This window comes from Alterluteimonas muca (assembly GCF_021191595.1).
GTDB lineage: Bacteria > Pseudomonadota > Gammaproteobacteria > Xanthomonadales > Xanthomonadaceae > Luteimonas > Luteimonas muca.
The window spans coordinates 328880-353700 of record NZ_JAIWPS010000001.1; the positions used below are offsets into that span (position 1 = coordinate 328880).

At 69.1% G+C, this 24821-nt stretch carries 16 protein-coding genes and 1 riboswitch; of the genes, 11 read left to right on the forward strand and 5 right to left on the reverse strand.

All coding sequences use genetic code 11. From position 1 onward, the window contains the following. Positions 1-55 precede the first annotated feature (55 nt). Entirely contained in the window at positions 56-715 is a 660-nt protein-coding gene (locus LDO11_RS01495; RefSeq protein ID WP_232139966.1) for a TetR/AcrR family transcriptional regulator, read from the reverse strand. Positions 716-784: 69 nt separating this feature from the next. Here LDO11_RS01495 and LDO11_RS01500 point away from each other — a divergent pair, with 69 nt between their 5' ends. Next, positions 785-1900: an efflux RND transporter periplasmic adaptor subunit gene (locus LDO11_RS01500; RefSeq protein ID WP_232139968.1), complete on the forward strand. Its 1116-nt coding sequence runs from the start codon at positions 785-787 to the stop codon at positions 1898-1900. Positions 1901-2088: 188 nt separating this feature from the next. Then, positions 2089-5250 (forward strand): efflux RND transporter permease subunit, encoded by a 3162-nt coding sequence (locus LDO11_RS01505; RefSeq protein ID WP_232139970.1) that lies wholly within the window; start codon positions 2089-2091, stop codon positions 5248-5250. Between the two features lie 105 nt (positions 5251-5355). Here LDO11_RS01505 and LDO11_RS01510 read toward each other — a convergent pair whose 3' ends face one another. Beyond that, positions 5356-6321, reverse strand: coding sequence for a homoserine kinase (locus LDO11_RS01510; protein WP_232139972.1), 966 nt, complete (start codon positions 6319-6321; stop codon positions 5356-5358). A gap of 209 nt (positions 6322-6530) precedes the next feature. Then, positions 6531-6630: riboswitch (TPP riboswitch) on the forward strand. A gap of 71 nt (positions 6631-6701) precedes the next feature. Here LDO11_RS01510 and thiC point away from each other — a divergent pair. The 5 genes from thiC to LDO11_RS01535 all read left to right on the forward strand — a co-directional run bounded on the left by thiC (position 6702) and on the right by LDO11_RS01535 (position 15798). Beyond that, entirely contained in the window at positions 6702-8579 is a 1878-nt protein-coding gene (thiC, locus tag LDO11_RS01515) for a phosphomethylpyrimidine synthase ThiC (protein WP_232139973.1), read from the forward strand. Between the two features lie 116 nt (positions 8580-8695). Beyond that, positions 8696-9289, forward strand: coding sequence for a DUF4136 domain-containing protein (locus LDO11_RS01520; protein ID WP_232139974.1), 594 nt, complete (start codon positions 8696-8698; stop codon positions 9287-9289). A 271-nt stretch (positions 9290-9560) separates the two neighbouring features. Next, a complete protein-coding gene (locus LDO11_RS01525) occupies positions 9561-11792 on the forward strand; it encodes a winged helix-turn-helix domain-containing protein (protein ID WP_232139976.1) in 2232 nt (743 codons plus the stop codon). Positions 11793-11898: 106 nt separating this feature from the next. Beyond that, positions 11899-12762 (forward strand): helix-turn-helix domain-containing protein, encoded by an 864-nt coding sequence (locus tag LDO11_RS01530; protein WP_435574575.1) that lies wholly within the window; start codon positions 11899-11901, stop codon positions 12760-12762. A 189-nt stretch (positions 12763-12951) separates the two neighbouring features. Beyond that, positions 12952-15798: a TonB-dependent receptor plug domain-containing protein gene (locus tag LDO11_RS01535; RefSeq protein WP_232139978.1), complete on the forward strand. Its 2847-nt coding sequence runs from the start codon at positions 12952-12954 to the stop codon at positions 15796-15798. 373 nt (positions 15799-16171) lie between these two features. Here the strand turns inward: LDO11_RS01535 and LDO11_RS01540 are convergent, their stop codons facing one another. After that, positions 16172-17299 carry an HDOD domain-containing protein gene (locus LDO11_RS01540; protein WP_232139980.1) on the reverse strand — a complete coding sequence of 376 codons (1128 nt, stop codon included), beginning with the start codon at positions 17297-17299 and terminating at the stop codon, positions 16172-16174. 123 nt (positions 17300-17422) lie between these two features. Next, complete coding sequence (ppa, locus tag LDO11_RS01545) at positions 17423-17959, reverse strand: inorganic diphosphatase (protein ID WP_129134969.1); 537 nt, start codon at positions 17957-17959, stop codon at positions 17423-17425. 189 nt (positions 17960-18148) lie between these two features. Here ppa and LDO11_RS01550 point away from each other — a divergent pair, with 189 nt between their 5' ends. After that, positions 18149-19687 (forward strand): M91 family zinc metallopeptidase, encoded by a 1539-nt coding sequence (locus LDO11_RS01550; protein ID WP_232139981.1) that lies wholly within the window; start codon positions 18149-18151, stop codon positions 19685-19687. A gap of 202 nt (positions 19688-19889) precedes the next feature. After that, positions 19890-20429: a hypothetical protein gene (locus tag LDO11_RS01555; protein ID WP_232139982.1), complete on the forward strand. Its 540-nt coding sequence runs from the start codon at positions 19890-19892 to the stop codon at positions 20427-20429. Between the two features lie 289 nt (positions 20430-20718). Here the strand turns inward: LDO11_RS01555 and LDO11_RS01560 are convergent, their stop codons facing one another. Beyond that, positions 20719-22746, reverse strand: a complete 2028-nt coding sequence (locus tag LDO11_RS01560; protein WP_232139983.1) for a sodium-translocating pyrophosphatase — start codon at positions 22744-22746, stop codon at positions 20719-20721. Between the two features lie 194 nt (positions 22747-22940). Between LDO11_RS01560 and LDO11_RS01565 the strand changes: the two genes are divergently transcribed. After that, positions 22941-23447, forward strand: coding sequence for a hypothetical protein (locus LDO11_RS01565; RefSeq protein WP_129134973.1), 507 nt, complete (start codon positions 22941-22943; stop codon positions 23445-23447). 157 nt (positions 23448-23604) lie between these two features. Next, on the forward strand, positions 23605-24537 hold the full coding sequence (gene rimK / locus LDO11_RS01570; protein WP_232139985.1) for a 30S ribosomal protein S6--L-glutamate ligase: 933 nt from the start codon (positions 23605-23607) through the stop codon (positions 24535-24537). Positions 24538-24821 lie beyond the last annotated feature (284 nt).

The following is a 24821-nucleotide window of genomic DNA, read 5'->3' on the forward strand; positions in this document are numbered from 1 at the left end:
GAGGATCGCCGCGGGTCGACGGGGCACCGAGTGCCGGAAGTCACCACGACCGGCGTCACGGCCGGGTGCCGTATGCGCGCAGGAACATGTCGACCGCCGAGGCGACATGTGCCTCGCACTCGTCGCGCTCGGCGTCGCCGGTCACCCCGAACACCATCCGCTGGTACAGCTCGCCACGCAGCAGCGCGAAGAACTGTTCGGCGGCGCGTGGAACGTCGTCGATGGCGAGGTCGCCGGCGGCCATCCGGCGCTCGAGCAGCGCGGTGAACTTGTCCTGCACCCGCTGCGGGCCGCTTTCCCAGAACAGCCGCGCCATGCGCTTCTCGACCATCTGCGCCGAACACAGCAGGCGGTGGCCGGAAATCGCCTGCGGGGCGCTGATCATGGCGAAGTACGCGCGGCCCACGGCCAGCAGGCGCTGGCGCAGCGGCACCGCGGGGTCGGGGTTGAAGGCCGAGGTCGGCAGCTGCTTCTCGCAGTAGGCGCGCACGGCTTCGGCGAACAACGCATCCTTGTCGCCGAAGTGGCTGTAGACGGTGAGCTTGGACACGCCGGCGTCGGCGGCGATCTGGTCCATGCTGGTGCCTTCATAGCCGTGCTCCACGAACAGCGACTCGGCGGCGTGGAGGATCGCCGCGCGCTTGTTCATGTCCCTGGGGCGGCCGGGGCTGGCGGGGGTCTTCACCGCCGGCGGGCTGGAAGCGGATTGGGGCATCGGATAAATACTAGACCAATCGGTTCGGTATTTATACTCTACGCGCCAGTTCATTAATGGCGGCGGCCGATGGGTTCGCGATACCTGCGGTGTTCGATGGTGCTGGTGCTGGTGCTGTCCGGATGCCGGTCCGAAGTGCCGCCGGAGCCGCCGCGCCCGGTGCTGGTGGATACCGCACCGGCGCAGGCCGGCGCTGGGGCCCTGGCACTCGCCGGCGAGATCCGTGCGCGCGAGGAAGCGGCATTGTCGTTCCGCGTCGGTGGCCAGCTGGTGCGGCGGCTGGTCGATGCCGGTGACCGCGTGCACGCCGGCCAGGTGCTGGCCGAACTCGATCCCGCGGACCTCGCCCAGCAGGCCCGGGCGACGCGTGCGCAGGCCGCCGCGGCGGAAGCCGAACTCGCGCGTGCGCGCTCCGAACATGCGCGATACCAGGCGCTGGCGGCCGGGCAACTGGTCAGCCGGTCCGCGCTGGAGGCGCAGGCCACCGCCCTGCGTGCCGCGGAGGAACAGGCGCGTGCCGCACGGGCGCAGGCGGCGGTGGCGGGCAACCAGTCCGGCTATGCGCAGCTGCGGGCGCCCGCCGATGGGGTGATCGCCACGCGCGAGGCCGAGGCCGGGCAGGTGGTGGCCGCCGGTCAGACCATCTACCGTTTCGCCGGCGACGGTGCACGCGAAGTCGCGATCGCGCTGCCCGAGGCACGCGCCAGTGCATTCGTCATCGACCAGCCGGTCGAAGTGGAGTTGTGGGCGCGACCCGGTGTGCGGATGGCCGGCCGCATCCGCGAGATCTCGCCGGCGGCCGATCCGCAGTCGCGCACCTATGCCGCGCGGGTCGAGCTGGAATCCGCCGCGGGTGAGGTGTCGCTGGGCCAGAGCGCGCGCGTGCATCTGGCCGCGGGCGATGCGGGCCACCGCAGCGTGCCGCTTTCGGCGGTGCAGCGGGGCGAGGACGGCAGCCCGCGGGTGTGGATCGTTGCGGATGGCGTTGCGCGACCGGTCGCGGTGACCCTCGGCGGGTACGGCGAATCGCGCGTGGCGGTGCTGTCCGGCCTGCCCGCCGACGCGCTGGTGATCGCCGCCGGTGGTCATCTGCTGCGCGACGGCCAGCCCGTCGTCCCAGTGGATCGCGACAACGCCCCCGTGGAACCGGTCCAGCCGAAGCCAGCGACGGACGCCGCGCCGTGACCCCACCCACACCACTCCCGCATGGCACGACCGCTGCTCTCCCGCCCGCGGGGGAGGGCATGGGGTGGGGGCACCGTGGCTCCGTCCGCGATGGCGCGCACTCCGCTGTCTCCCGTTGCCACGCATTGATGGGGTGGTGGACGCAATGACTCCTTCTCACACCTGCCAGTGACGGGCCGGGCATCCCGATGAGCCGCTTCAACCTCTCCGAATGGGCGCTGGCCAACCGCGGGCTGGTGCTCTACGCGATGCTGGTCGTGGCTATCGTCGGCGCGTGGTCGTACATGCGCCTGGGCCAGTCCGAGGATCCGCCGTTCACCTTCAAGGCGATGGTGATCCGCACGGCGTGGCCGGGCGCGACCGCGGAGGAGGTCGCGCGGCAGGTCACCGAGCGCATCGAGAAGAAGCTGATGGAGACCGGCGACTACGAGTTCATCCGCTCGTACTCGCGGCCGGGCGAATCGCAGATCGTGTTCATGGCGCGCGACTCGATGCGTTCGCAGGAGATTCCCGCGCTCTGGTACCAGGTGCGCAAGAAGGTCGGCGACATCCGCGCGACGCTACCGGCCGATGTCATCGGCCCGTTCTTCAACGACGAGTTCGGCGACACCTTCGGCAACATCTATGCGCTGACCGGTGCCGGCTTCGACTACGCGGTGCTCAAGGACTATGCCGACCGGCTGCAGCTGCAACTGCAGCGCGTGCCCGACGTCGGCAAGGTCGAACTCATCGGCCTCCAGGACGAGAAGATCTGGATCGAGATCAGCAATACCCGGCTGGCGACGCTGGGCATTCCGCTGGCCGCGGTGCAGGACGCACTGGCGCAGCAGAACGCGGTGGCGCCCGCCGGCTTCTACGAGACCGGCAGCGAACGCGTGCAGCTGCGCGTGGATGGCGCCTTCGATTCGGTGGACGCGATCCGCGCATTCCCGATCCGCGCCGGCGACCGCACCATCCGCCTCGACGACGTGGCCACGGTGCGCCGCGGCTTTGCCGATCCGGCGGCGCCGCGGATGCGCTTCATGGGCGAGGACGCGATCGGCATCGCGGTGTCGATGCACGACGGTGGCGACATCCTGCGCCTCGGGCGCACGCTGGAAACGGAATTCGCACGCCTGGAGCAGACACTGCCGGCCGGCATGCAGCTCCGGCGCGTGGCCGACCAGCCACAGGCGGTACGCGATTCGGTCGGCGAGTTCGTCAAGGTGCTCGCCGAGGCGGTGGTCATCGTGCTGCTGGTGAGCTTCGTGTCGCTCGGGTTCCGCACCGGGCTGGTGGTCGCGGTCTCGATCCCGCTGGTGCTGGCGATGACCTTCGCGGTGATGCACTACTTCGGGATCGGCCTGCACAAGATCTCGCTGGGCGCGCTGGTGCTGGCGCTGGGGCTGATGGTGGACGACGCGATCATCGCGGTGGAGATGATGGCCATCAGGATGGAACAGGGCTACAGCCGGTTGAAGGCCGCCGCGTTCGCGTGGACGAGCACCGCGTTCCCGATGCTCACCGGCACCCTGGTCACCGCTGCAGGCTTCCTGCCGATCGCCACGGCTGCATCGAGTACGGGCGAATACACCCGGTCGCTGTTCCAGGTGGTGACCATCGCGCTGGTGGTGTCGTGGATCGCGGCCGTGCTGTTCATCCCGTATCTCGGCGAGAAGATGCTGCCCGACCTCGCCAATCCGCAGCCGCCGAAGCCGGGCTCGCTGGCCGCGCGCGTGCGCGCCTGGCGCGAGCGCGCGGCGGACCGCCATCCGGCGTTCGCGGACATGCTGGCGCCGAAGCCGGTTGGCGCGCACGACCATGACCCCTACCAGCGCCCGTTCTACCGCCGCTTCCGGCGCTGGCTGGAGTGGTCGCTCAGCCACCGCTGGCTGGTGATCGGCGCGACCGCGGGCATGCTGGTCGCATCCATCCTGCTGTTCCGCTTCGTGCCGCAGCAGTTCTTCCCGGATTCCACCCGCCTGGAGCTGATGGTGGACCTGGAACTCGCCGAGGGCAGTTCGCTGCGTGCCACCCGGGCCCAGGCCGAGCGGCTGGAAGCGATGCTGGAAGGCCGACCCGGCATCGCCAACTACGTGGCCTATGTCGGCACCGGTTCACCGCGTTTCTACCTGCCGCTCGACCAGCAGCTGCCGCAGGCCAACTTCGCCCAGTTCGTGGTGATGACCACCGACCCCGAAGCACGCGAGCAGGTGCGCGACTGGCTGATCGATGACATCGCACCGCGCTTCCCGGAACTGCAGCTGCGCGTCACCCGGCTGGAAACCGGCCCGCCGGTGGGCTATCCGGTGCAGCTGCGCGTATCCGGCGAACACATCGAACGCGTGCGTGGGATCGCGCGCGAGGTGGCCGAACGCGTGCGTGCCAATCCGCACACCACCAACGTCAACCTCGACTGGGACGAGCCCAGCAAGGTGGTGCGGCTGGTGATCGACCAGGACCGCGCCCGTGCGCTGGGCGTGAGCTCGCAGCAGGTCGCGCACTTCCTTTCCGGTTCGCTGTCGGGCCTGCGGGTGAGCGTGTATCGCGAAGGCAACGAACTGGTCGAGATGCTGATGCGCGGCAGCGGCGACGAACGCGCCGACCTCGACATGCTGGGCAGCCTGGCGGTGCCGACACCGTCAGGACAGCCGGTGCCGGTGTCGCAGATCGCCACGCTCGAATACGGGTTCGAGGACGGCATCATCTGGCATCGCGATCGCCTGCCCACGGTCACCGTGCGTGCCGACATCCGCGATGCGACCACGCCACCGACGGTGGTCGCGCAGATCCTGCCGACCCTCGACGACATCCGCGCGGAGCTGCCGCAGGGCTACCTGCTCGAGACCGGCGGCACACTGGAGGATTCCGAGCGCGGGCAGGAATCGATCAAGGCCGGCCTTCCGCTGTTCCTGTTCGTCGTGGTCACGTTGCTGATGATCCAGCTGCGCAGCCTGTCGCGCAGCCTGCTGGTGCTGCTGACCGCACCGCTGGGCCTCATCGGCGTCACCCTGTTCCTGCTGCTGTTCCGGGTGCCGTTCGGCTTCGTGGCGATGCTCGGCACGATCGCGCTGGCCGGCATGATCATGCGCAATTCGATCATCCTGGTGGACCAGATCGAGCAGGACATCGCCGCCGGCCACGAGCGCTGGGACGCGATCATCGATGCGACGGTGCGCCGCTTCCGCCCGATCGTGCTGACCGCGGCGGCCGCGATCCTTGCAATGATCCCGCTGTCGCGCAGCGTGTTCTTCGGGCCGATGGCGGTGGCGATCATGGGCGGCCTCACCGTGGCCACGGTGCTGACACTGATCTTCCTGCCGGCGCTGTACGCCGCGTGGTTCCGGGTGCCGGTGCCGGAGCGGCTTTGATACCGGCGACACGATGGTCGCGTCGCCCGCACGAGGCCTGGACCGTCATCCGGAGCCGCCGGATATGGCGCCGGCCACGGCTCCCGCACACGCACGTGCTGCCTGCTAACCCCCGGTCCAGCTGCGGACCAGTTCCGCGCGTGGCCCGTTGACCGGCCCGACCCAGCCTTGGCTGTCGAGGCCGGCGTCGGCGAACGCGCCTCGCATCGCCTGCAGCGCGCGTGCCGCGTGGTCGCGGGTCGCGAACCAGCCGAACACGCTCGGGCCGGCACCGGACAGGCTGGCGCCCAGCGCGCCGTGATCCATCGCCGCGGCCTTGACCGCGGCGAAACCGGGTACCAGCGGCGCACGTCGCGGCTCGACCAGGATGTCCTGCAGGCCGGCGGCGATCAGCTCATGGTCGCCCCGTGCCAGTCCGGTCAGGAACAGCGCCAGGTGTGTGCCATGCCGGACCACCTGGGCAAGCGGGTAGGGCTGGGCGAGCACCGCGCGCGCGTGGCGCGTCTCCAGCACGAAATGCGGATGCACCACCGCGCACCAGAGCTCGGGCGCGTCCAACGGCAACAGCAGGTCTGGCGTCGCCAGCGCGATGCCGCCGGTGAGCATCGGGCCGACGTTGTCGCCCTGCACGCTGTCGGTGGCGACCGCCTCGCCGGCGAGCGCATGCGGGTACAGCGCCATGCGCGGCAGCGGTGCCTGCAGCAGCGCGTTGCCGGCAACCACGGCGGCAACCGCGGAGGCGGCGGAACCACCCAGCCCGGAACCGAGCGCGATCCCCTTGTGCAGCTCCAGTTCGAAACCATGCGCGGCGCCGGTCGCCTCCAGCAACGACAGCAGCGCGCGGCCCGCGGTATTGCGTGTGGCGTCCAGCGGCAGCGCGGACGCGCCATGGGCATCGCCATGGACCCCGGTGATGCGAACGCCCACGGCGGGCACGCGCCGCACGATGGCGCGGTCGCCGGGGCCGTGGACGGTGTGGCCGAGCAGGTCGAAGCCGACGCCGATATTGCCGACGCCACCAGGCGAAAAGGCTTCGGCGTGCGTGGGTGCATGGGATGCGCTGGATGTCATGCGCACATTCTGAAGGTCACGGGGCGGGTCCGCAGCAGGACCGGCTCGGCGCGTGATACCACTGCGCAATCCGCAGGACCGCCGGCGCCAGCGCGACGGCCGTCGTGGTGTGATCCGTTCGGCGTCCCGGTTGCACACCGCGTTGCGGAAGGAGCGCCCTCGCATCCGTCCTGCGTGCTGGCCTTTGCGCGGTCGCCATGCTCCAATCGCCGCCGAAGCGGGGGCACCGGCGCCATGGCGCCGGTTGAGACAGACCCTTCGAACCTGATGCGGTTGATACCGCCGTAGGGAAGCTTCGCGCGACCTCCGTGCCGGGGGTCCGTGTGCTCCTGCTTCGTGCGTCCGCGATCGCGGCCATCCCTTCGAAGCAGGACCCCGCCATGAATGCCGTGTCTTCCGATCTGGCCCGCCAGGCCGAACAGCTGTCCGCCGACGTCGTACGCCCCATCCCGGGTTCGCGCAGGATCCACGTCACCGGCGCGCGTGCCGACGTGCGCGTGGCGATGCGCGAGATCGTCCTCGAGCGCACGCCGACGCTGTTCGGCGGCGAGGACAACCCGCCGCTTGCCGTGTACGACACCTCCGGCCCGTACACCGATCCCGAAGCATCGATCGACCTCACTCGCGGGCTGCCGCGGCTGCGCGAAGGCTGGATCGCCGCACGGAGCGACACCGTCGAACTGCCCGGGCCGAGCTCCGACTTCGGCCGCCGGCGCGAGGCGGACCCGAAGCTCGACGCGATCCGCTTCGGCAACCGCCCGCGGCCGCGCCGTGCGCTGCCGGGCGCCAATGTCACCCAGATGCACTACGCCCGGCGCGGGATCATCACCCCGGAGATGGAGTACATCGCCATCCGCGAGAACCAGCGCCTGGATGCGCTGGGCGATCCCCGCCTGGCCGCGCAGCATCCGGGGCAGTCATTCGGGGCGTCGATCCCGGCGCGGGTCACGCCGGAGTTCGTCCGCGACGAGGTCGCACGCGGCCGCGCGATCATTCCGTGCAACATCAACCACCCCGAAAGCGAGCCGATGATCATCGGCCGCAACTTCCTCACCAAGGTCAACGCCAACATCGGCAACTCGGCGGTGTCGTCGGGCATCGCCGAGGAAGTGGAGAAGCTGGTGTGGGCGATCCGCTGGGGTGCCGACAACGTGATGGACCTGTCCACCGGCAAGCACATCCACGAGACGCGCGAGTGGATCATCCGCAACTCGCCGGTGCCGATCGGCACGGTGCCGATCTACCAGGCGCTGGAGAAGGTGGACGGCCGCGCCGAGGAGCTGACCTGGGAGATCTTCCGCGACACCCTCATCGAACAGGCCGAGCAGGGCGTGGACTACTTCACCATCCACGCCGGCGTGCGCCTGGCGCACGTGCCGCTGACCGCGAAGCGGGTGACCGGCATCGTCAGCCGCGGCGGCTCGATCATGGCCAAGTGGTGCCTGGCGCACCATCGCGAGAGCTTCCTCTACGAACGCTTCGAGGAGATCTGCGAGATCATGAAGGCCTACGACGTGGCCTTCTCGCTTGGCGACGGCCTGCGCCCGGGCTCGATCGCTGATGCCAACGATGCCGCCCAGTTCGCCGAACTCGACACCCTTGGCGAGCTCACCCGCATCGCCTGGAAGCACGACGTGCAGACCATGATCGAAGGTCCCGGCCACGTGCCGATGCACCTGATCCGCGAGAACATGGAGCGCCAGCTCGCCACCTGCGGCGAAGCGCCGTTCTACACCCTGGGCCCGCTGACCACCGACATCGCCCCCGGTTACGACCACATCACCAGCGCGATCGGTGCGGCGCTGATCGGCTGGTACGGCACCGCGATGCTCTGCTACGTGACGCCGAAGGAGCATCTCGGCCTGCCCGACCGCGAGGACGTGCGCGCAGGCCTGATGGCCTACCGCATCGCCGCGCATGCCGCCGATCTCGCCAAGGGCCACCCGGGCGCGCAGGCGCGCGACAACGCGCTGTCGAAGGCACGCTTCGAGTTCCGCTGGCAGGACCAGTTCAACCTCGGTCTGGACCCGGAGCGCGCCCGCGAGTACCACGACGCCACGCTGCCGAAGGACGCGCACAAGGCAGCGCACTTCTGCTCGATGTGTGGCCCGCAGTTCTGCTCGATGAAGATCACCCAGGACGTGCGCGACTATGCGGCTGCGCAGGGGGTCGATGCGCAGGCTGCGCTCACCGCCGGCATGCAGGCGAAGGCCGACGAGTTCCGGGCCGCCGGCGGCGAGGTGTACCAGCCGGGCTGACGGCAAACCGGCGCTGAACGTCGCATGCCGCCGTCGCATGCAGTCGACGGCGGCACCGGTACGGTCATGCCACGGAGCGGCGTGGCCGCCCTGCCAGTCACCGAGGAGAACCTGCCATGCGTACCTCCCGTCGTCTCGCCGCCTGGCTCTTCGGCCTGTGCGCGCTCGCGCTGCTCGCCGGTTGCGCGACCGGCCCACGCGTCAGCACCGAAGCCGATCCGCGCGCCGACTTCTCGCGGTACCGGACGTGGGCCTTCTACACGCCGCTCGCGCTGGAAAGCCATGGCTATGAAACCGCGACCAGCGAAGTCGCGAAGGCGGCGATCCGGGCGCAGATGGAAAGCCGCGGCTACCGGTACCAGCCGCAGGACCCGGACATCTGGGTCAACGTGAACGCCTACCTGCAGCGTCGCACCGACGTCTCGACCACGCCCACCGTGGACTACGCCTACTACTACAGCTATCGCGGCCGCGGCTACGTCGCGGTGCCGTACTGGAACGAGCGTACCCACGTGCACCGCTATACCGAGGGCACGATGAACGTGGACATCGTCGATCGCCGGCAGAACCGGCTGGTGTGGGAGGGAATCGCGGTTGGCCGGGTGGGCCGGAACAGCCCCGCCGAGCGCGATGCCCGGGTCAACGCGACGATCGCGGAGATCTTCGCGCGTTACCCGCACCGCGTGGGCGGCACCTCCTCCGCCATGTAGGCACCGGCCCCCGTATTCACGCACGCGCTGTGGTCGTCCACTGCCGCGTGCGGGAACACAGGTGTTTGTCGAACGCAAGTGTTGGATGTGCCGGATCGGTCCGTTGCCTTGTCGCTGTTCAGTCGCCGGGCGTGATCATCGCGTTCCCTTGGTACACGATTGAAAGCAGTTGGACGTAGTGCGCCCTGTCGATCTGGATCGTTGGCGTGTGGGCGATGCTTCGGTAGACGCGCTCACGCGCGAGGTCACGATGCCCGGTGCGCGCCGCCCGGTGCGTATCACCCCGAAGGCACTGGCTGTATTGCGCGTGCTGGCGGCGCAGCCCGGGCAGGTGGTGACGCGGCAGGCCCTGCTGGACGAGGTCTGGTCGGAAACCATGCCGACCGATGATGTCCTGACCCAGGCCATCACCCAGCTTCGCAAGGCGTTCGGAAGCGGCGCCGGCGGTCCCGACGAGGGCCGCGCCTATATCGAGACGATCGCCAAGAGTGGCTACCGGTTGCTGTGCGACGTGACCGTGCCAGGGCAGGATGCGGATCGCGCGGCAGTGGTGGCGTCGTCCCCGCCAACGCAGCTGCAGGGCGCGGCGCAGGCGGCGTTGCCTGACGCACCGGTGCCGCGTGCATTGCAGGTGCATGGGCCGCGGTCCGCCCCCACGCGACGGTGGTGGATCGCCGTGGCGGTCGCCGGTTGTCTGCTGCTTGCCGCCGTGGGCGTGGTGCTCTGGTCCGGCGTGCGCGGTCATGGTCAGGACGATGCGTCCACCGGGCCGCGGGCCACCCGCCTGATCACCTCCAGCATGGGCTTCAAGGGTTCGCCGTCGCTGTCTCCCGATGGCCGCCAGGTCGCCTATGCCGCGACTGCTGCCGATGGCGCGGCCGGCCCCGCCGGCAGCGTGATCCTCGTGCAGCCGACGCATAACGCGCCGGCCCGCGTGCTGGCGCCTGCGCCCGCGGGCACGGATGCGACCGACTCGGTGCCGCGCTGGTCGCCCGACGGTCGTGACATCGCCTTCCTGCGCCGCTCAGGCGATACGGGCTGCGCGGTCATGGTGGCCGATGTGCGCGGCAACGACGCGCGCGAAGTGGCGCGTTGCGATGGGGCGCAGACGGTCAGTTTCGACTGGACCGCCGATGGGGCCGGCCTGCTGTTCGGCACGATGGATGGCAGGTTCGCCGCGCCCGGCCTGCGCGTGCTCGACCTGGCGACCGGGGCCTGGCAGCCGCTCGCCTACGACCATGCGCCGGGGGCCATCGACCATGCGCCGCGGGTGTCACCGGACGGTGCCTGGATCCTGTTCGCGCGCAACCCGCAGCTTGGCGACCTCTGGCGCGTGCCCGTAGGCGGCGGACGTGCGGAGCAGTTGACTCACCTCAACACCGAACTGCGCGGCTGGGCCTGGGCAGATGGTGGCCAGGTGGTGTTCGGCCGGCGCGTCGACTCCGAGGTGCGCCTGTACGGGCTCGATCCTCGCAGCGGCGCGATCTCGGACCTGGGCTTCGACGATGCCCAGGCGCCGTCGATGGTTCCTGCCAGCGGCGCGCTCGCATTCGTGCGCAGGAACCTGCATTTCGGCCTGTTCCGCGTCGCGGTGGATGCGTCGGGTGGCATCGACAAGCAGCGCCTGTTCGCTTCCAACGGCCGCGACAACACCCCGGCCTTATCCCCCGATGGCGACCGGCTGGCATTCGCATCCGATCGCGCCGGACCGTATGAACTCTGGCTGGCAGACCTGCAGGGCCAGTCCAGCCAGCCGGTGCCGGTGCCCGGAATCACGCCGGTGGGCAGCCATGCGCCCACCTGGTCGATCGACGGCCGGCATCTGCTGGTGGCAGGCGTCAGCGATTCCACCGACCCCGGCGCGCCGACCGTGCTCTACGAGGTGGAAGCCGCCAGCGGCGATGTCCGCCGGCTTGAGGTGCCGGTACGCAACCCGGTGCAGGCCCTGCGGCTGGATCCGCGCCAGCTGGTGGTGGCGGCGCAGGCCCGCGACGGCCCGTTGCAGCTTGCACTGCTGGTGGCCGACGAGCGCGGCTGGCGGCAGCTGCGTGCGTTGGACGATGTCTCGCATTTCCTCCACGACCCGGTGGCCGGCCGCATCCTGTTCACGCGGCTGTCCGGTGATGGGCTGTGGGAAGCGTCGATCGACCTGCGCCCGGACAGCGTGCACCAGGTGGATCCGCATCATCCGCGACGTGTCCATTACCGCGGGTGGTCGCCGTCAGTCGATGGCGCGGTCGACTACGTGGTCTCGGCACCGGGCTGTCGCACCCAGCTCAACCGCTTCGGCGGATCGGAGGGCTCCCGCCAGCTGTGCCTGAGTGCGGAGCGACGCGCCGCCACCAGCGGGTTCAGCAGCAGCACCCGCGACGGCACGCTGTACCTGTCGATGGTGATCGACGATGGCATGGAAATCGGCTTCACCCACCTCCCGAAGCGTCGTTCGGTGTCGACACTGGGCATCGTCAACCTGCTGAAATTCCGGGGAAAACCGGTTTCGTAACGGTTTCGGAAGAGTTTCCGCCAGATTTCGCACAGGATTCGGTGGGATTTCCGGTAGTCCGCGCGCATTACCGGCAAAACAGAGGCTCCCCACGCTGGATGCCTCCATGACCACGAGCAATGACTGGGCCGATCGCGGCCGCATGCTTCAGATCGATCTCGACGATGCCACCGTTCCGCGCCCGCACTGCGTGGGCCTGTCGCGGATGGGTGGGGCACGCGTGGCCGCCGCGGCCTGCTCGGCCTGGGTGGTGCTGCGCGGCAGCGCCTCGGTGGAATGCAAGGAAGGCCGTTTCCGCCTGCCCCGCGGCGAGTGGATGGTGTTCGAGCGCGAATCGGTACCGGTGCTGCATACCGACGACAGCAGCCTGGTCATCGGCGTGGTGTTGCGCGGTGCCGATCTCAAGCTGCTGGAGCAGGCGGCCGACACCGTGCTGTATCCCGGCCGTGGCGCCCTCCCGGCGCGCCAGCTGCGGGTGGCCCTGCAACTGTGGCGCGCGGCGCGTGCCGATGGCAGCGCGGGCGCGCTGCGGCCGGTGCTGCTGCACATCGCGCGCTCGCAGCGCGACCTTGCCACGCGGGTGCAGCTGTGCCCGGGACGCTCGCGCAGCCGCAAGCGCCAGGTGTTCGGCCGCATGCAGCGCGCGCGCCTCTACCTGGAAGGGCACAACGACCGCGTGGTCCGGATCGGCGAACTTGCCGACCTCACCAACTTCTCCAGCTGGTACTTCTCCAAGGCGTTCCAGAGCCTGTACGAGGAAAGCCCGCAGGCACTGTCGGCGCGACTGCGTCTCGAGCGTGCGGCCGAACTGTTGACCACCACGTCGATGACGGTGGGGGAAGTCGCGGCATCGTGCGGGTTCGACAACTGCTGCAGTTTCGCCCGTGCCTTCCGTGCCCGGCATGGCACCACCGCCACCGGTTACCGCGCCCGTCATGGCGGCGCGGACCGCGGGCAGGTCGCAGCCTGAGCGATGTGTCGGCAGCCGCCGGGCAGCCGACATGTATGGCCTACCTGCGTGTCCGATGGGTGACAGAAACCACTCCGGACAGATTGCGCAAAGTCATAGGGCCCGCGCTGCAAAGCATGCGCGCACACGGCGCCGTAACGTTCGGATGCGTCTTAACGCATCACTAATGCAATTCTGGAGAGAGAATCAATGAAAGCTCGCATTCCAGCGATGCGGCCGGGCCTGCTGCCTGCTGCCATCCTGACGGCGCTGCTCCCGGTCGCCGCCTCCGCGCAAGCGCAGGACGCCGCCGGTGGGGCGACCACGCTCGACCGCATCTCGGTGACGGGCTCGCGCATCCGTGGCGTCGAGATCGAGAACCAGCAGCCGATCCTTACGGTCAGCCGCCAGGACATCGAGCGCAGCGGCCATACCTCGGTCGCCGACCTGCTGCAGAACATCCCGTCGGCGGGTTCGCCGGCCATCTCGCGCGCTGACGCGCTGGCCTCGGGCGAGAACGTCGGTGGCTACTACATCGACATCCGCAACCTCGGTGCCAACCGCACCCTGGTGCTGCTCAACGGCGTGCGCCTGGGCGCCACCACCGGCGGCTACCAGGACCTGAGCCAGATCCCGATGTCGGCGATCGAGCGCATCGACGTCCTCAAGGACGGCGCCTCGTCGATCTACGGTTCCGACGCGATCGCGGCCGTGGTCAACGTGATCACCCGCAAGCGTTTCGAGGGCGCGGAAGCGTCTGTCCAGTACGGCCAGTACGGCCAGGGCGACGGTGCCGAGACCACCTATTCGGCAACCGTTGGCGTCGCCAACGACCGCAGCGGCATCACCGTCAGCGCCGAAGTGATGGAAGCCGACCCGGTCTACGGTGGCGACCGCTTCTTCAGCCGCTACGGCAATGCCGGCCCGGACTACCCGGGTTCGGGCTGGAGCCCGGTGAGCCAGTACGGTTCGTGGTTCGACGAGGGTACCGAGACCTGGCGCACGCTGCGTCCGGGTGGCAACCCGGCCAACGCCGCGGACTACGTCGCCATCACGCCTGCGGAGTACGCCAACTCCAACGAGCAGATGCTGGTCTCGACCGGCATGAAGCGCGAGTCGGTGTTCTCCAACATCAACTACGACCTGACCGACCGCATCACGCTCAATGCGGACCTGCTGTTCAACAAGCGCACCACCGACCAGATGATCGCGGGTTACCCGTACCAGTCGGCATCGGCGGCGATCAATACGCCTCTGTCGGCCGACAGTGCGTTCAACCCGACTGGCGAGCAGATCCAGTTCCGCCGTCGCCTGTGGGAAGTGCCGCGCACCACGACCAGCCAGCTCAAGACCACCCGCTTCTCCGGTGGCGTCAGCGGTTACTTCGACATCGCCGACAAGCCATGGGACTGGGACGTCAACTACGCCTACAACCGCAATGAAGTGACCAAGACCGGTCATGGCGATGCCAGCCTGATCGCCGCGCGCCAGGCGCTGGGTCCGTCTTTCATCGATGCCAACGGTGTCGCGCGCTGCGGCGTGGCTGGTGCGACCAATGCCGGTCTGGATGCGTGCCGTCCGTGGAACCCGCTGCTGCCGTACGGCGTTGCCGGCCAGGGTTCGCTCGGCAATTCCGAAGTGCAGGACTTCCTGTTCCCGTACTACACCGACACCGGCGAGACCAAGACCAAGATCCTGTCCGCCAACCTGAGCGGTTCGCTGTTCGAGCTGCCGGCAGGCGACCTGTCGATGGCGGTGGGCATCGAGACCCGCAAGGAAGAAGGTCGTTTCGTTCCCGACGCGTTCGCGCAGAGCGGCCAGTACACCGGTCTTGCCGCCAGCACCACGCTGGGCGAGTACGAGGTCGACGAGGCCTACCTCGAGTTCAACGTGCCGATCCTCGCCGACATGGCGTTTGCCCGCGAGCTGACCGTCAACGTGGCCACGCGCTACTCCGACTACAGCAACTTCGGCGACACCATCAACAGCAAGTTCAGCGTGCTGTGGCGTCCGACCGACGCGGTCGCGGTGCGTGGTACCTGGGCGGAGGGCTTCCGTGCCCCGAGCATCGACAACCTGTACGGCGGTACCGGCGCGAGCTTCGAGTCGTACACCGATCCGTGCTCGGTCGGCGTGCCGGGCAGCGTCAACGGCAATGCCGCCTGTAATGCCGCCGGCGTGCCGGTGGGCTACGTGCAGCTGGGCCAGGGTTACCAGCCCTGCACCTCGTGGCCGTGCCAGACCCCGGACCAGTTCATCTCGGGTTCCAACCCGAACCTCGGGCCGGAGACCTCGGAGAGCGTCACCGCGGGCATCGTGTACAGCCCGGAGTTCGTTGACGGCCTGGATCTGAGCCTCGACTGGTACCGTTACGAGCTGGAGAACATGATCATCTCCGACAGCGTCAATCGCATTCTTCGCGATTGCTACGTGATCGGCGATTCCAGCCGTTGTGGCGGTATCACCCGTTCGGGCCAGGGCCATATCAGTGCGATGTTCTACGGCCTGACCAACCTCGGCAGCATGGAAACCGAGGGCTGGGACTTCGGCGTGAAGTACCGGATGCTGGACACCGCGTTCGGCGGCTTCCACTTCAACTGGCAGACCACCTACACCAGCAAGTACGACCAGGCCGGCCAGAACGCGGATGGCGAAGACATCATGATCGGTTATGTCGGCGACCCCGGCATCTTCCGCGTGAAGTCCAACCTCAACGTCAACTGGGCGATCAACGACGAGTGGAACGTCGGCTGGACCACCCGCTACTATTCCGGCATCAACGACGGTTGCGTCGCGAACCGTCCGTGCTCGGATCCGGATCGTTACGCCTATGGCGAGACGGCCCCGCGTAACCAGCTCGGTTCGAACACCTTCCACGACTTCCAGGTGGCCTACACCGCACCGTGGAATGCGACCATCTCGGTCGGCGTGGACAACGTGTTCGAGCGTGAGGCGCAGATCATGTACTCGGGCGGCAACGTGAGCACCGCGTTCCCGTACTACCCCGAGTTCGACATCGGCCGCTTCACCTACATGCGTTACGTGCAGCGCTTCTGATCCACGGATCGGAAACGTGCTGAAGGAGGGCGGGCCGCGAGGCCCGCCCTTTTTCTTTGGATCGGTGCAGGTCAGCCGCCATGCGGGATGCGGTACGCGGCAGTGCGCAGCCATCGCTGACTGCAATGGCGAACTTCGCTGGCGCCCGTGAGCGACGGTGTGCTTGTGCAACCCGGCGCCGGATGCGCCGCGCCGCAGCGGCGCGATCAATGCCGATCAGCAGCAGCCACGCCGACGCGCTGAACACCAGCTGCTCGCAATCCAGACCGGCACGGCCGCAGGCAGCCGCACAGCGCGGTGCCCCCGCGGCGGACCGCCGGTTGCTGATCCGGTCGTGGAGGCGTGTACGCGGCGGGGGCCGCGGGGGGTACCGCTACGCAGGCTGCGGCGTGACGCCCATCAGCCGATCCGCCTGGGTGCGCCAGCCATCGAGGCGATCCAGCACGCCGGTGCGGCGCAGGTAATCCTCGTCGACGCCGACGCGTGCCACCAGCGAGGTGGCCACGTGCACGGCACCGGTCACCCAGAAGCTGCGCGTGCCGGCACGCGCTGGCGCGCGCTGGAAGGCCACCGCCTCGATGATCGGCATCGGCAGGCCCCACAGGCCCAGCAGGTATGCCCCTGCTTCGGCATGGTCGAGCACGTCGCCCTCGCCGGCGCCATCGTGTTCGCCCGCAGCGGCGTTGCGCGCGTCATGGACACCCGGCAGCAGCAGGCCGATGTCGGCCAGCAGCGCCGCGGTGGCGCCGAGCTCCGCACTCGATTCCGGCAGCAGCCGCCGAGCGAGCTGCGAGGCCAGCAGCGCACGCTGCTGCAGCGCGTGCCGGTCGACGCCGGTCTGCGCGCTCTGCCCGAACACTTCGCTGGCCAGCACCAGGTTGCGCAGGGTGCCGATGCCGAGCCGGGTCACGGCCATGCGCAGGTCGGTGATGCTGCGTCCCGCGGAGAAATACGCCGAGTTGCACAGCTGAAGCACCTTGGCCGCGATTGCCGGGTCGCCGGAGATCAGCCGTGCGATCTCGGTCGCGCTGGTCTCGTCGTCGGCCTCGAGCGCGTGCATCAGCGCCAGATAGGTGTGCGGCGGGGAGGGCAGCTGGTCGATGCGGCCGATGTGTTCGCGCAACCGCGGGTCGCCCAGCAGGTCGCGCAGTTCCTCGAGGCTGCCGATCGCTTCCAGCAGCAGTTCCTCGCCCAGCGGCAGCGGCAGGAAGCGGTGGGCAAGCGACAGCACACGCGCGGGCGGTGGCTCGCGGTCGCCGACCAGGGCGATGCGCGAGGTTTCCGGGCGCAGGGTGCGGATCTGCCCGAGGAGCGTTGCCGCGGGCATGTCGGGAAGCACCGGGGCGACCACCACGATGTCCTGTGGCAGGTCGGCGGCAAGCGAAGTGGCAGTGGCGCCGTCGCCGACGCACTGCACGTCCCAGCTTTCATCCATGCCGCCGACGAGATCGATCAGATCGGGCGGCAGGCTGTCTTCGCCGCCCACGAACAGGATGCGCAACTTCGGAACTCCCCCTGGCAACGGCGCGGACCCGACGGGCCCGCGTGTGCGAAGGATGTTAACAACGCGACGGCGCTGGCGACCCGTGCCACAAGTCAAACTGTGACGGTGCCGCCGGAATGGTCAGGCCTGCTCGTTGGCACAGGCGCTGATGGCGTCCTCGAGGATCTTCTTCGCCTCGGCGGCATCGCCCCAGCCGTCGACCTTGACCCACTTGCCCTTCTCGAGATCCTTGTAGTGCTCGAAGAAGTGGCCGATGCGCTCCAGCCAGTGCGCCGACACCTTGTCGAGGTCATCGACGTGGGCATAGCCGGCGAACACCTTCTCCACCGGCACCGCGAGGATCTTCTCGTCGTTGCCGGCCTCGTCGGACATCTTCAGCACGCCGACCGGGCGGCAGCGGATCACCGAGCCGGGCACCAGCGGCAGCGGCAGGATCACCAGCACGTCGGCCGGGTCGCCATCGCCGCACATGGTGTGGGGCACGTAACCGTAGTTGCACGGGTAGCGCATCGGCGTGGACAGCACGCGGTCGACGAAGATCGCGCCACTGGCCTTGTCCACCTCGTACTTCACCGGCTCCGCATCCTTGGGGATTTCGATGATGACGTTGATCTCGTGCGGCGGGTTGTTGCCGGTGGTGACGCGCTGCAGTCCCATGTATCGACTCCGAAGGCGGACGTGGCGCGCGCCACGTCGGGTAGGGGAAACCGCGCATTCTACGCCGCCGGCTGTTGCGTCGCAGCAGAGCCTCGGGTCGACCCCACCTTGGGGTAGGCCCCAGCTTGGCCGGTCCCGTACTGGGGCGTATCCATATGCCCCACGCCCCCAGACGCAACGGATTCCGACATGACCCACCTCGACGCCGCCAGCCCTGCAGCCCTCCAGCCGACGCAGGGGTACTGGGACGGACAACAGGCGCAGGACGCCACCCAGAACCGTTTCAACGATGCACCGCTGCGCTCGACGGACGCGCCGGCCCAGGTGGCCGACCGCGCGGTCAACGTCGCCGACACCGCGATCCCGATCCAGGGCAACGACCGTGGCAGCAGCCTGCCCGGCCTGCAGACCCCGGATGGCAAGCGCATCACCAATTCCGAATTGCACGTGGGCGAGCAGGCCACCGTCACCCGCGAGCAGACCGTCGCCGACTACGGCATCACCAGTGACCAGGTGGTGTTCACCACGAGCACGGGCGAGGGCGACGACGACGTGCGTATCAGCCAGCGCGACGACGGCACCCTCGACGTCGAGGTCAATGGCGAGTCCTATGCCGTCCGCCTGACCGAGCGCCAGGAGCTGACCCTGCGCACCGGTGGCGGCAACGACACGATCACCGCCTCGCCCAATGTCACCGTGAACCTGGTGATCGATGCCGGCGCCGGCGACGACGTCATCCGCACCGGCATGGGCGACGACCGCATCTTCGGCGGCGACGGCAACGACACCATCGAGACCATCGGTGGCCGCAACGACATCGATGGCGGCAACGGCGACGACACCCTCGTCGGCGGCGATGGCGACAACATCATCTTCGGTGGTGCCGGCAACGACGTGATCCGCGCAGGCAGCGGCTTCAACTTCATCGAAGGCGGCCTCGGCAATGACGAGATCTTCGGCGGCGCCGGCCAGAACATCCTCTCCGGTGGCCGTGGCGACGACGTCATCCATGTCGATGCAGCGGGGCGCAGCTCGGCCTATGCAGGCCTCGGCAACGACACCATCAACGGTGCCGGTGCCAACGACCTCGTCTACACCGAGGTCGGCGACCTGGTGAACGCCGCCACCGGCGCCCGGCCGACCGTGGTCAACGTCGAGATCGACACCGGCGCCGGGCAGACCATCGCGGTCACGGGCTCCGAGCAGTTCCGCCAGCGTGTGGAATCCGAGCTGGATTTCCTGCGCAGCTCCGCCGCCGGGACCCAGATGCTCTCCGAGCTTGATGCCGCCGTCGAGAACAAGGGCAACCGCGTGACCATCCAGGAGCTGGCCAACGAACAGAACGGCTATGCCCAGACCTTTGGCCGTGGTGGTGCCGAGATCGTCAACGGCCGTGCCGGCGTGGGCGGTGACGTGACCATCGGCTACAACCCGTCGTTCCACATGGATGCCTTCCCGGCCCCCACCGTGGTGCTCTATCACGAGATGTCGCACGCCTATAACGGCGTCAACGGCACCTTCCAGCCGGGCAGCTACACCGGCTCCGGCCCTGATCGCGGCATCCGCAATGCCGAACGCCAGGCCGTGGGACTGGAGACTTCTGCTCCCGCCTTCGACTTCGATGGCGATCCGAGCACCCCACCCACCACCCACAACCCGATCCACCTGACCGAGAACGGCCTGCGCCGCGAGCTGGGCATGCCGGATCGTCCGAGCTACCGGCTGTAAGTGCAGCCGCCAGCACGTCCCGCTCCATGACCGGAGCTGCAGGCGGCCCGCATTGGCGGGCCGCCTGTCGTCCTTTAGGCTGCCCTGCATGAACACATCACCGCGCTCCGCGCGTACCGTCTTCGCGACCGCCATCCTCGCCGCGTTGCCGCTCGCGGCCTGCGCACAGGCGCCCGTCGTCCCGCCCACCGGAACCGCATCCATGTCCGACTCCATCCAGCTGGCCCCCGTGGCCGACGGCCCCGTACGCCTCGCTGCCGGCTTCGCATACGAGCCGCGCAGCGGCACCGTGCGCGTGCGGTACCGCGTCGAGAACGCCGGCGCGCAGGCGGTGGCGGTGTTCGACCGCGGCCACCGGCACGCGGTCCTCACCGGTCGGCAGCCGTCCGGCGCGGTCGGCGAACCCACCTTTGTCGAGGAGCGCCCGGGCGAGGTGACCCTGCGCCATATCGCATTGCCGCTTCCCGATCCGGCGCCGACGTCGCCGCCCAGCCCGATGGCCGCGCGCATCGACCCCGGCGCCAGCCTGGAAGGCGAGTTCGCCTATGCGCCACCGACCGACGCGGAACCGCGTCGCGTGCGCTGGTGCCTGGGCGTGGCGCCGTTCGACGCGGACCTGTTCGATATGCCGGAGGATTCCGCCGGCGTCAGCGTCTGGCGCGCCAGCTTCGACGTGGTCGACCGTCAGCAGCAGCTGTGCACGCCGTGGTACGACGTGGCGGCAGGCGCGTTCGAGCGTTGAAGGCGAGGGGTTGATCTGCAGCGTGGGATGGACCCTCGCAACGCGTGCCCCGGGCCAATGCCGCGCATGCGCCCGGTTGCATCGGATATGCGGTGTAGAGGCGCCGCGGCCTGACTCTTCCCCCGCGCGCGGGGGAGAAGGTGCCCCGCAGGGGCGGATGAGGGGGTTTCGCGCTTCCCCTCACCCCAACCCCTCTCCCGCAAGCGGGAGAGGGGCGTTGGTGCCGGACGGGAGATGCTTCACCGGGCGGTGTCGTGGCGGTTCGACGCCGGGGCTTTCGGTTTCGGTTCTATAGAAGCGGGACCATCAGCAGCGCCACGATGTTGATGATCTTGATCAGCGGATTGATCGCCGGCCCCGCGGTGTCCTTGTAGGGGTCACCCACGGTGTCGCCGGTCACCGCTGCCTTGTGGGCTTCCGAGCCCTTGCCGCCGAAGTGGCCGTCCTCGATGTATTTCTTGGCGTTGTCCCAGGCGCCGCCACCTGTGGTCATCGAGATCGCCACGAACAGCCCGGTGACGATGGTGCCGATCAGCAGGCCGCCCAGCGCCCGCGGCCCCAGCAGCAGGCCGACCACGATCGGCACCGCCACCGGCAGCAGCGACGGCAGGATCATCTCCTTGATCGCGGACTTCGTCAGCATGTCGACCGCGCGCGAGTAGTCGGGCTTCGCGGTGCCCTGCATGATCCCCGGGATCTCGCGGAACTGCCGGCGCACTTCCTCCACCACGCTGCCGGCGGCGCGTCCGACCGCCTCCATCGCCATCGCGCCGAACAGGTACGGGATCAGGCCCCCGATCAGGAGGCCGATGATCACGTAGTGGTCGGACAGGTCGAAGGCGAACGTCGTGCCCGGGTTGTTGGCCTGCAGGTTGTGGGTGTAATCGGCAAACAGCACCAGCGCGGCCAGTGCCGCCGATCCGATCGCATAGCCCTTGGTCACCGCCTTGGTGGTGTTGCCGACGGCGTCCAGCGGATCGGTGACTTCGCGCACTTCCGGCGGCAGCTCCGCCATCTCGGCAATGCCGCCGGCGTTGTCGGTGATCGGGCCGTAGGCGTCGAGCGCGACGATCATGCCCGCCATCGACAGCATTGCGGTGGCCGCGATCGCGATGCCGTAAAGGCCGGACAGCGCGAAGCACACCCAGATCGCGAGGCACACCGCGATCACCGGCCACGCGGTCGACTTCATCGAGATGCCGAGGCCCGCAATGATGTTGGTGCCGTGCCCGGTGGTCGAGGCCTGGGCGATGTGCTGCACCGGCCTGTACTGGGTGCCGGTGTAGTACTCGGTGATCCAGACGATCACGCCGGTCAGCACCAGGCCCACCAGCGCGCACCAGTACAGGTTGTCCGCGCCGTGGCTGTTGTCGGCCATCAGCTCGGTGGTGATCGGCCAGAACAGCACGGCCGCGATCACGCCGGAGACGACCACGCCCTTGTACAGCGCGCCCATGATCGAGCCGCCGGGCTTCACCTTGACGAAGAACGTGCCGACGATCGATGCCAGGATCGAGGCCCCTCCCAGCACCAGCGGATACAGCACGCCATTGGCGCCGACGGTATCGGCCATCAGGTAGCCCAGCAGCATCGTCGCGATCACGGTGACGGCGTAGGTCTCGAACAGGTCCGCGGCCATGCCTGCGCAGTCGCCGACATTGTCACCGACGTTGTCGGCGATCACCGCCGGGTTGCGCGGGTCGTCCTCGGGGATGCCGGCTTCCACCTTGCCGACGAGGTCGGCGCCGACGTCGGCGCCCTTGGTGAAGATGCCGCCACCCAGCCGCGCGAAGATCGAGATCAGCGAGCTGCCGAACGCCAGCCCCACCAGCGCGTGCAGCGCGGCCTCGCCGCCGATGCCGAAACGCGGCAGCAGCCACCAGTAGCCGGCCACGCCCAGCAGGCCCAGGCCCACCACCAGCATGCCGGTGATGGCACCACCGCGGAACGCGACATCCATGGCCGGGCCGATGCCACGCCGCGCGGCCTCCGCGGTGCGCACGTTGGCGCGCACCGAGACGTTCATGCCGATATAGCCGGCCGCCCCCGACAGCACCGCACCGAGCAGGAAGCCGACGCCGGTGGCCCAGCCCAGGAAGATGCCGACGAGCACGAACAGCACCACGCCGGCAACGGAGATCGTCAGGTACTGGCGGTTGAGGTAGGCGCGCGCGCCTTCCTGGATCGCGCCGGCGATCTCCTGCATCCGTTGGTTGCCGGCCGGCTGCCGGTTGATCCAGGCAGCGGAAACGATCCCGTAGAGAATCGCGATGACGGCGCAGGCCAGCGCCATCCACAAACCGTGTTGCTCGAGCATGTAACCCCTCCCAGAGTGGAATGCCTGGGACTGCCCGCACAGATGATGAGGACAGATCCCCTCGCACAGCGGTGATGCCGCCCGACTATGGCACAGCGGCATGGGGCGGTGTGCGCGCCGTCGCGCCTGCCACGTGGAAGCACGATTCAGCGCCACCGTGACAGCCTGTGCCACCGCCCCCTGCGAGCCGCACCATGTCCCCCACCACCTGCCTCTCGCTTGCCCTGCTGCTGGCGGTGCCTGCCGCCGCCGCGCAACAGGCCCCGGAGATCTCCCGCGAGCCGGCGACGCCGCAGGCCGATGGCGCGGCGCATACCGTACGCACGATCCCGGAAGCCTGCGCCCGCATCGAAGGCGTGTTCACCGGCCAGGCGCAACCGCCTTACCGCTTCTCGGTCAAGCAGACCGCGCCGCAATGCCAGCCACGCGCGCGGCTGGTCAACGCCGACGAGGTCGAACCCGATGCCGCGCAGGGCTGGCTGTACCACGACGAGGTCCGCATCCCCAGCGCCGCCTGCGAGGGCCTGGTGGCGGTGGCGCGGATCTGGCGCAAGCCGGGCACCGATACCCTCGAACTCGATGCCCAGGGGCGCGCGCGCATCTATCTCGACGAGGCCCGCGCGGATGCCGAAGCCGGCCGCGCCCGCGACCCTGCGATGTACGCCGCGCAGCTGCGCGTGCAAGGCGACGGCTGCCGCTGAAAATCCTGCGGGGATCGGCCGCCAGGACTGCACCGCCCGGGTCGCTGCCACGCCGTGCAGGCGCGGCCATGAACCGCGTGCACGGCGCCGCGGCGACGGTCATCGTGCAACGTACCGCGGTGGGATATAACGGCCGCCCGAAAACCCGGCACGGTCGATGAAGCTCGCCATCCTCTCCCGCAACACGCGGCTGTATTCGACCCGTCGCCTCGTCGAGGCAGCGCGCACCCGCGGCCATACCGTGCGCGTGCTCGACCCGCTGCGCTGCTACCTGCGCATCGCCTGCGACGGTTTCGCGATGCACTACAAGGGCCGCCCGATCTCGGACTTCGATGCGGTGATCCCGCGCATCGGCGCGTCGGTCACACGGTACGGCAACGCGGTACTGCACCAGTTCGAGCTGATGGGCGCCTACACGCCGAACCCGTCTGCCGCGATCGGCGCCGCGCGCGACAAGCTGCGCGCGCACCAGATCCTCGCCGCGCAGGGCATCGGCCTGCCGGTCACGGTGTTCGGCGACAACCCCGACGACACCCACGACCTGCTGTCGATGCTCGGCCCGCCGCCGCACATCATCAAGCTCAACGAAGGCGCCCAGGGCGCCGGGGTCATGCTTACCGAGAAGCCATCGGCCTCGCGCAGCGTCATCGAAACCCTGCGCGGGCTGCAGGCGACCTTCCTGGTGCAGGAATTCATCGGCGAGGCGGCCGGCTGCGACCTGCGCTGCTTCGTGGTCGGCGACCGCGTGGTCGCGGCGATGCGGCGCGAGGCGCCGATCGGCGATTTCCGCTCCAACCTGCATCGTGGCGGCACCGGTACCGCCGACACCGCCTCTGCCGACGAGCAGGCGCTGGCGGTACGCGCCGCGCAGGGGCTGGGGCTGCGCGTGGCCGGGGTCGACCTGATCCGCTCGGCCCGCGGCCCGCTGGTGCTCGAGGTCAATGCCTCGCCCGGCCTCGAGGGCATCGAGGGTGCAACCGGCGTCGACGTGGCCGGGCTGGTGGTCGAGCACGTCGCCGCGCATGTGGCCGCGCGCCCGGTGCGGATCCCCCCGAAGCGTCGCCGTAACGCACGCGTACCGGCGGGTTAACCGGCCTGTAACCGGCGCCGGGCTATGGTCGCCACACATGGTCGGCAGCCGGGCAACCGGCTCGGGCGATGGTCATCGGGGCGGTAACCTTTCGACCCAGGCGGCGTTCCCCCGCCTGGGTCTTTTTGTGTCCGGCTGCGGCGGCCATCACGAGGGCCGGGGTCCACGCGTCGGACGTGTGCCAGAATCGGCGCTCATGTCGCGCGCCTTCCGGCGCCATGCCCGCAGCCGTTCACGGCACCGCCGTGACCTGCAGCCCAGTATGTCCGCCCCTCAACGCAACG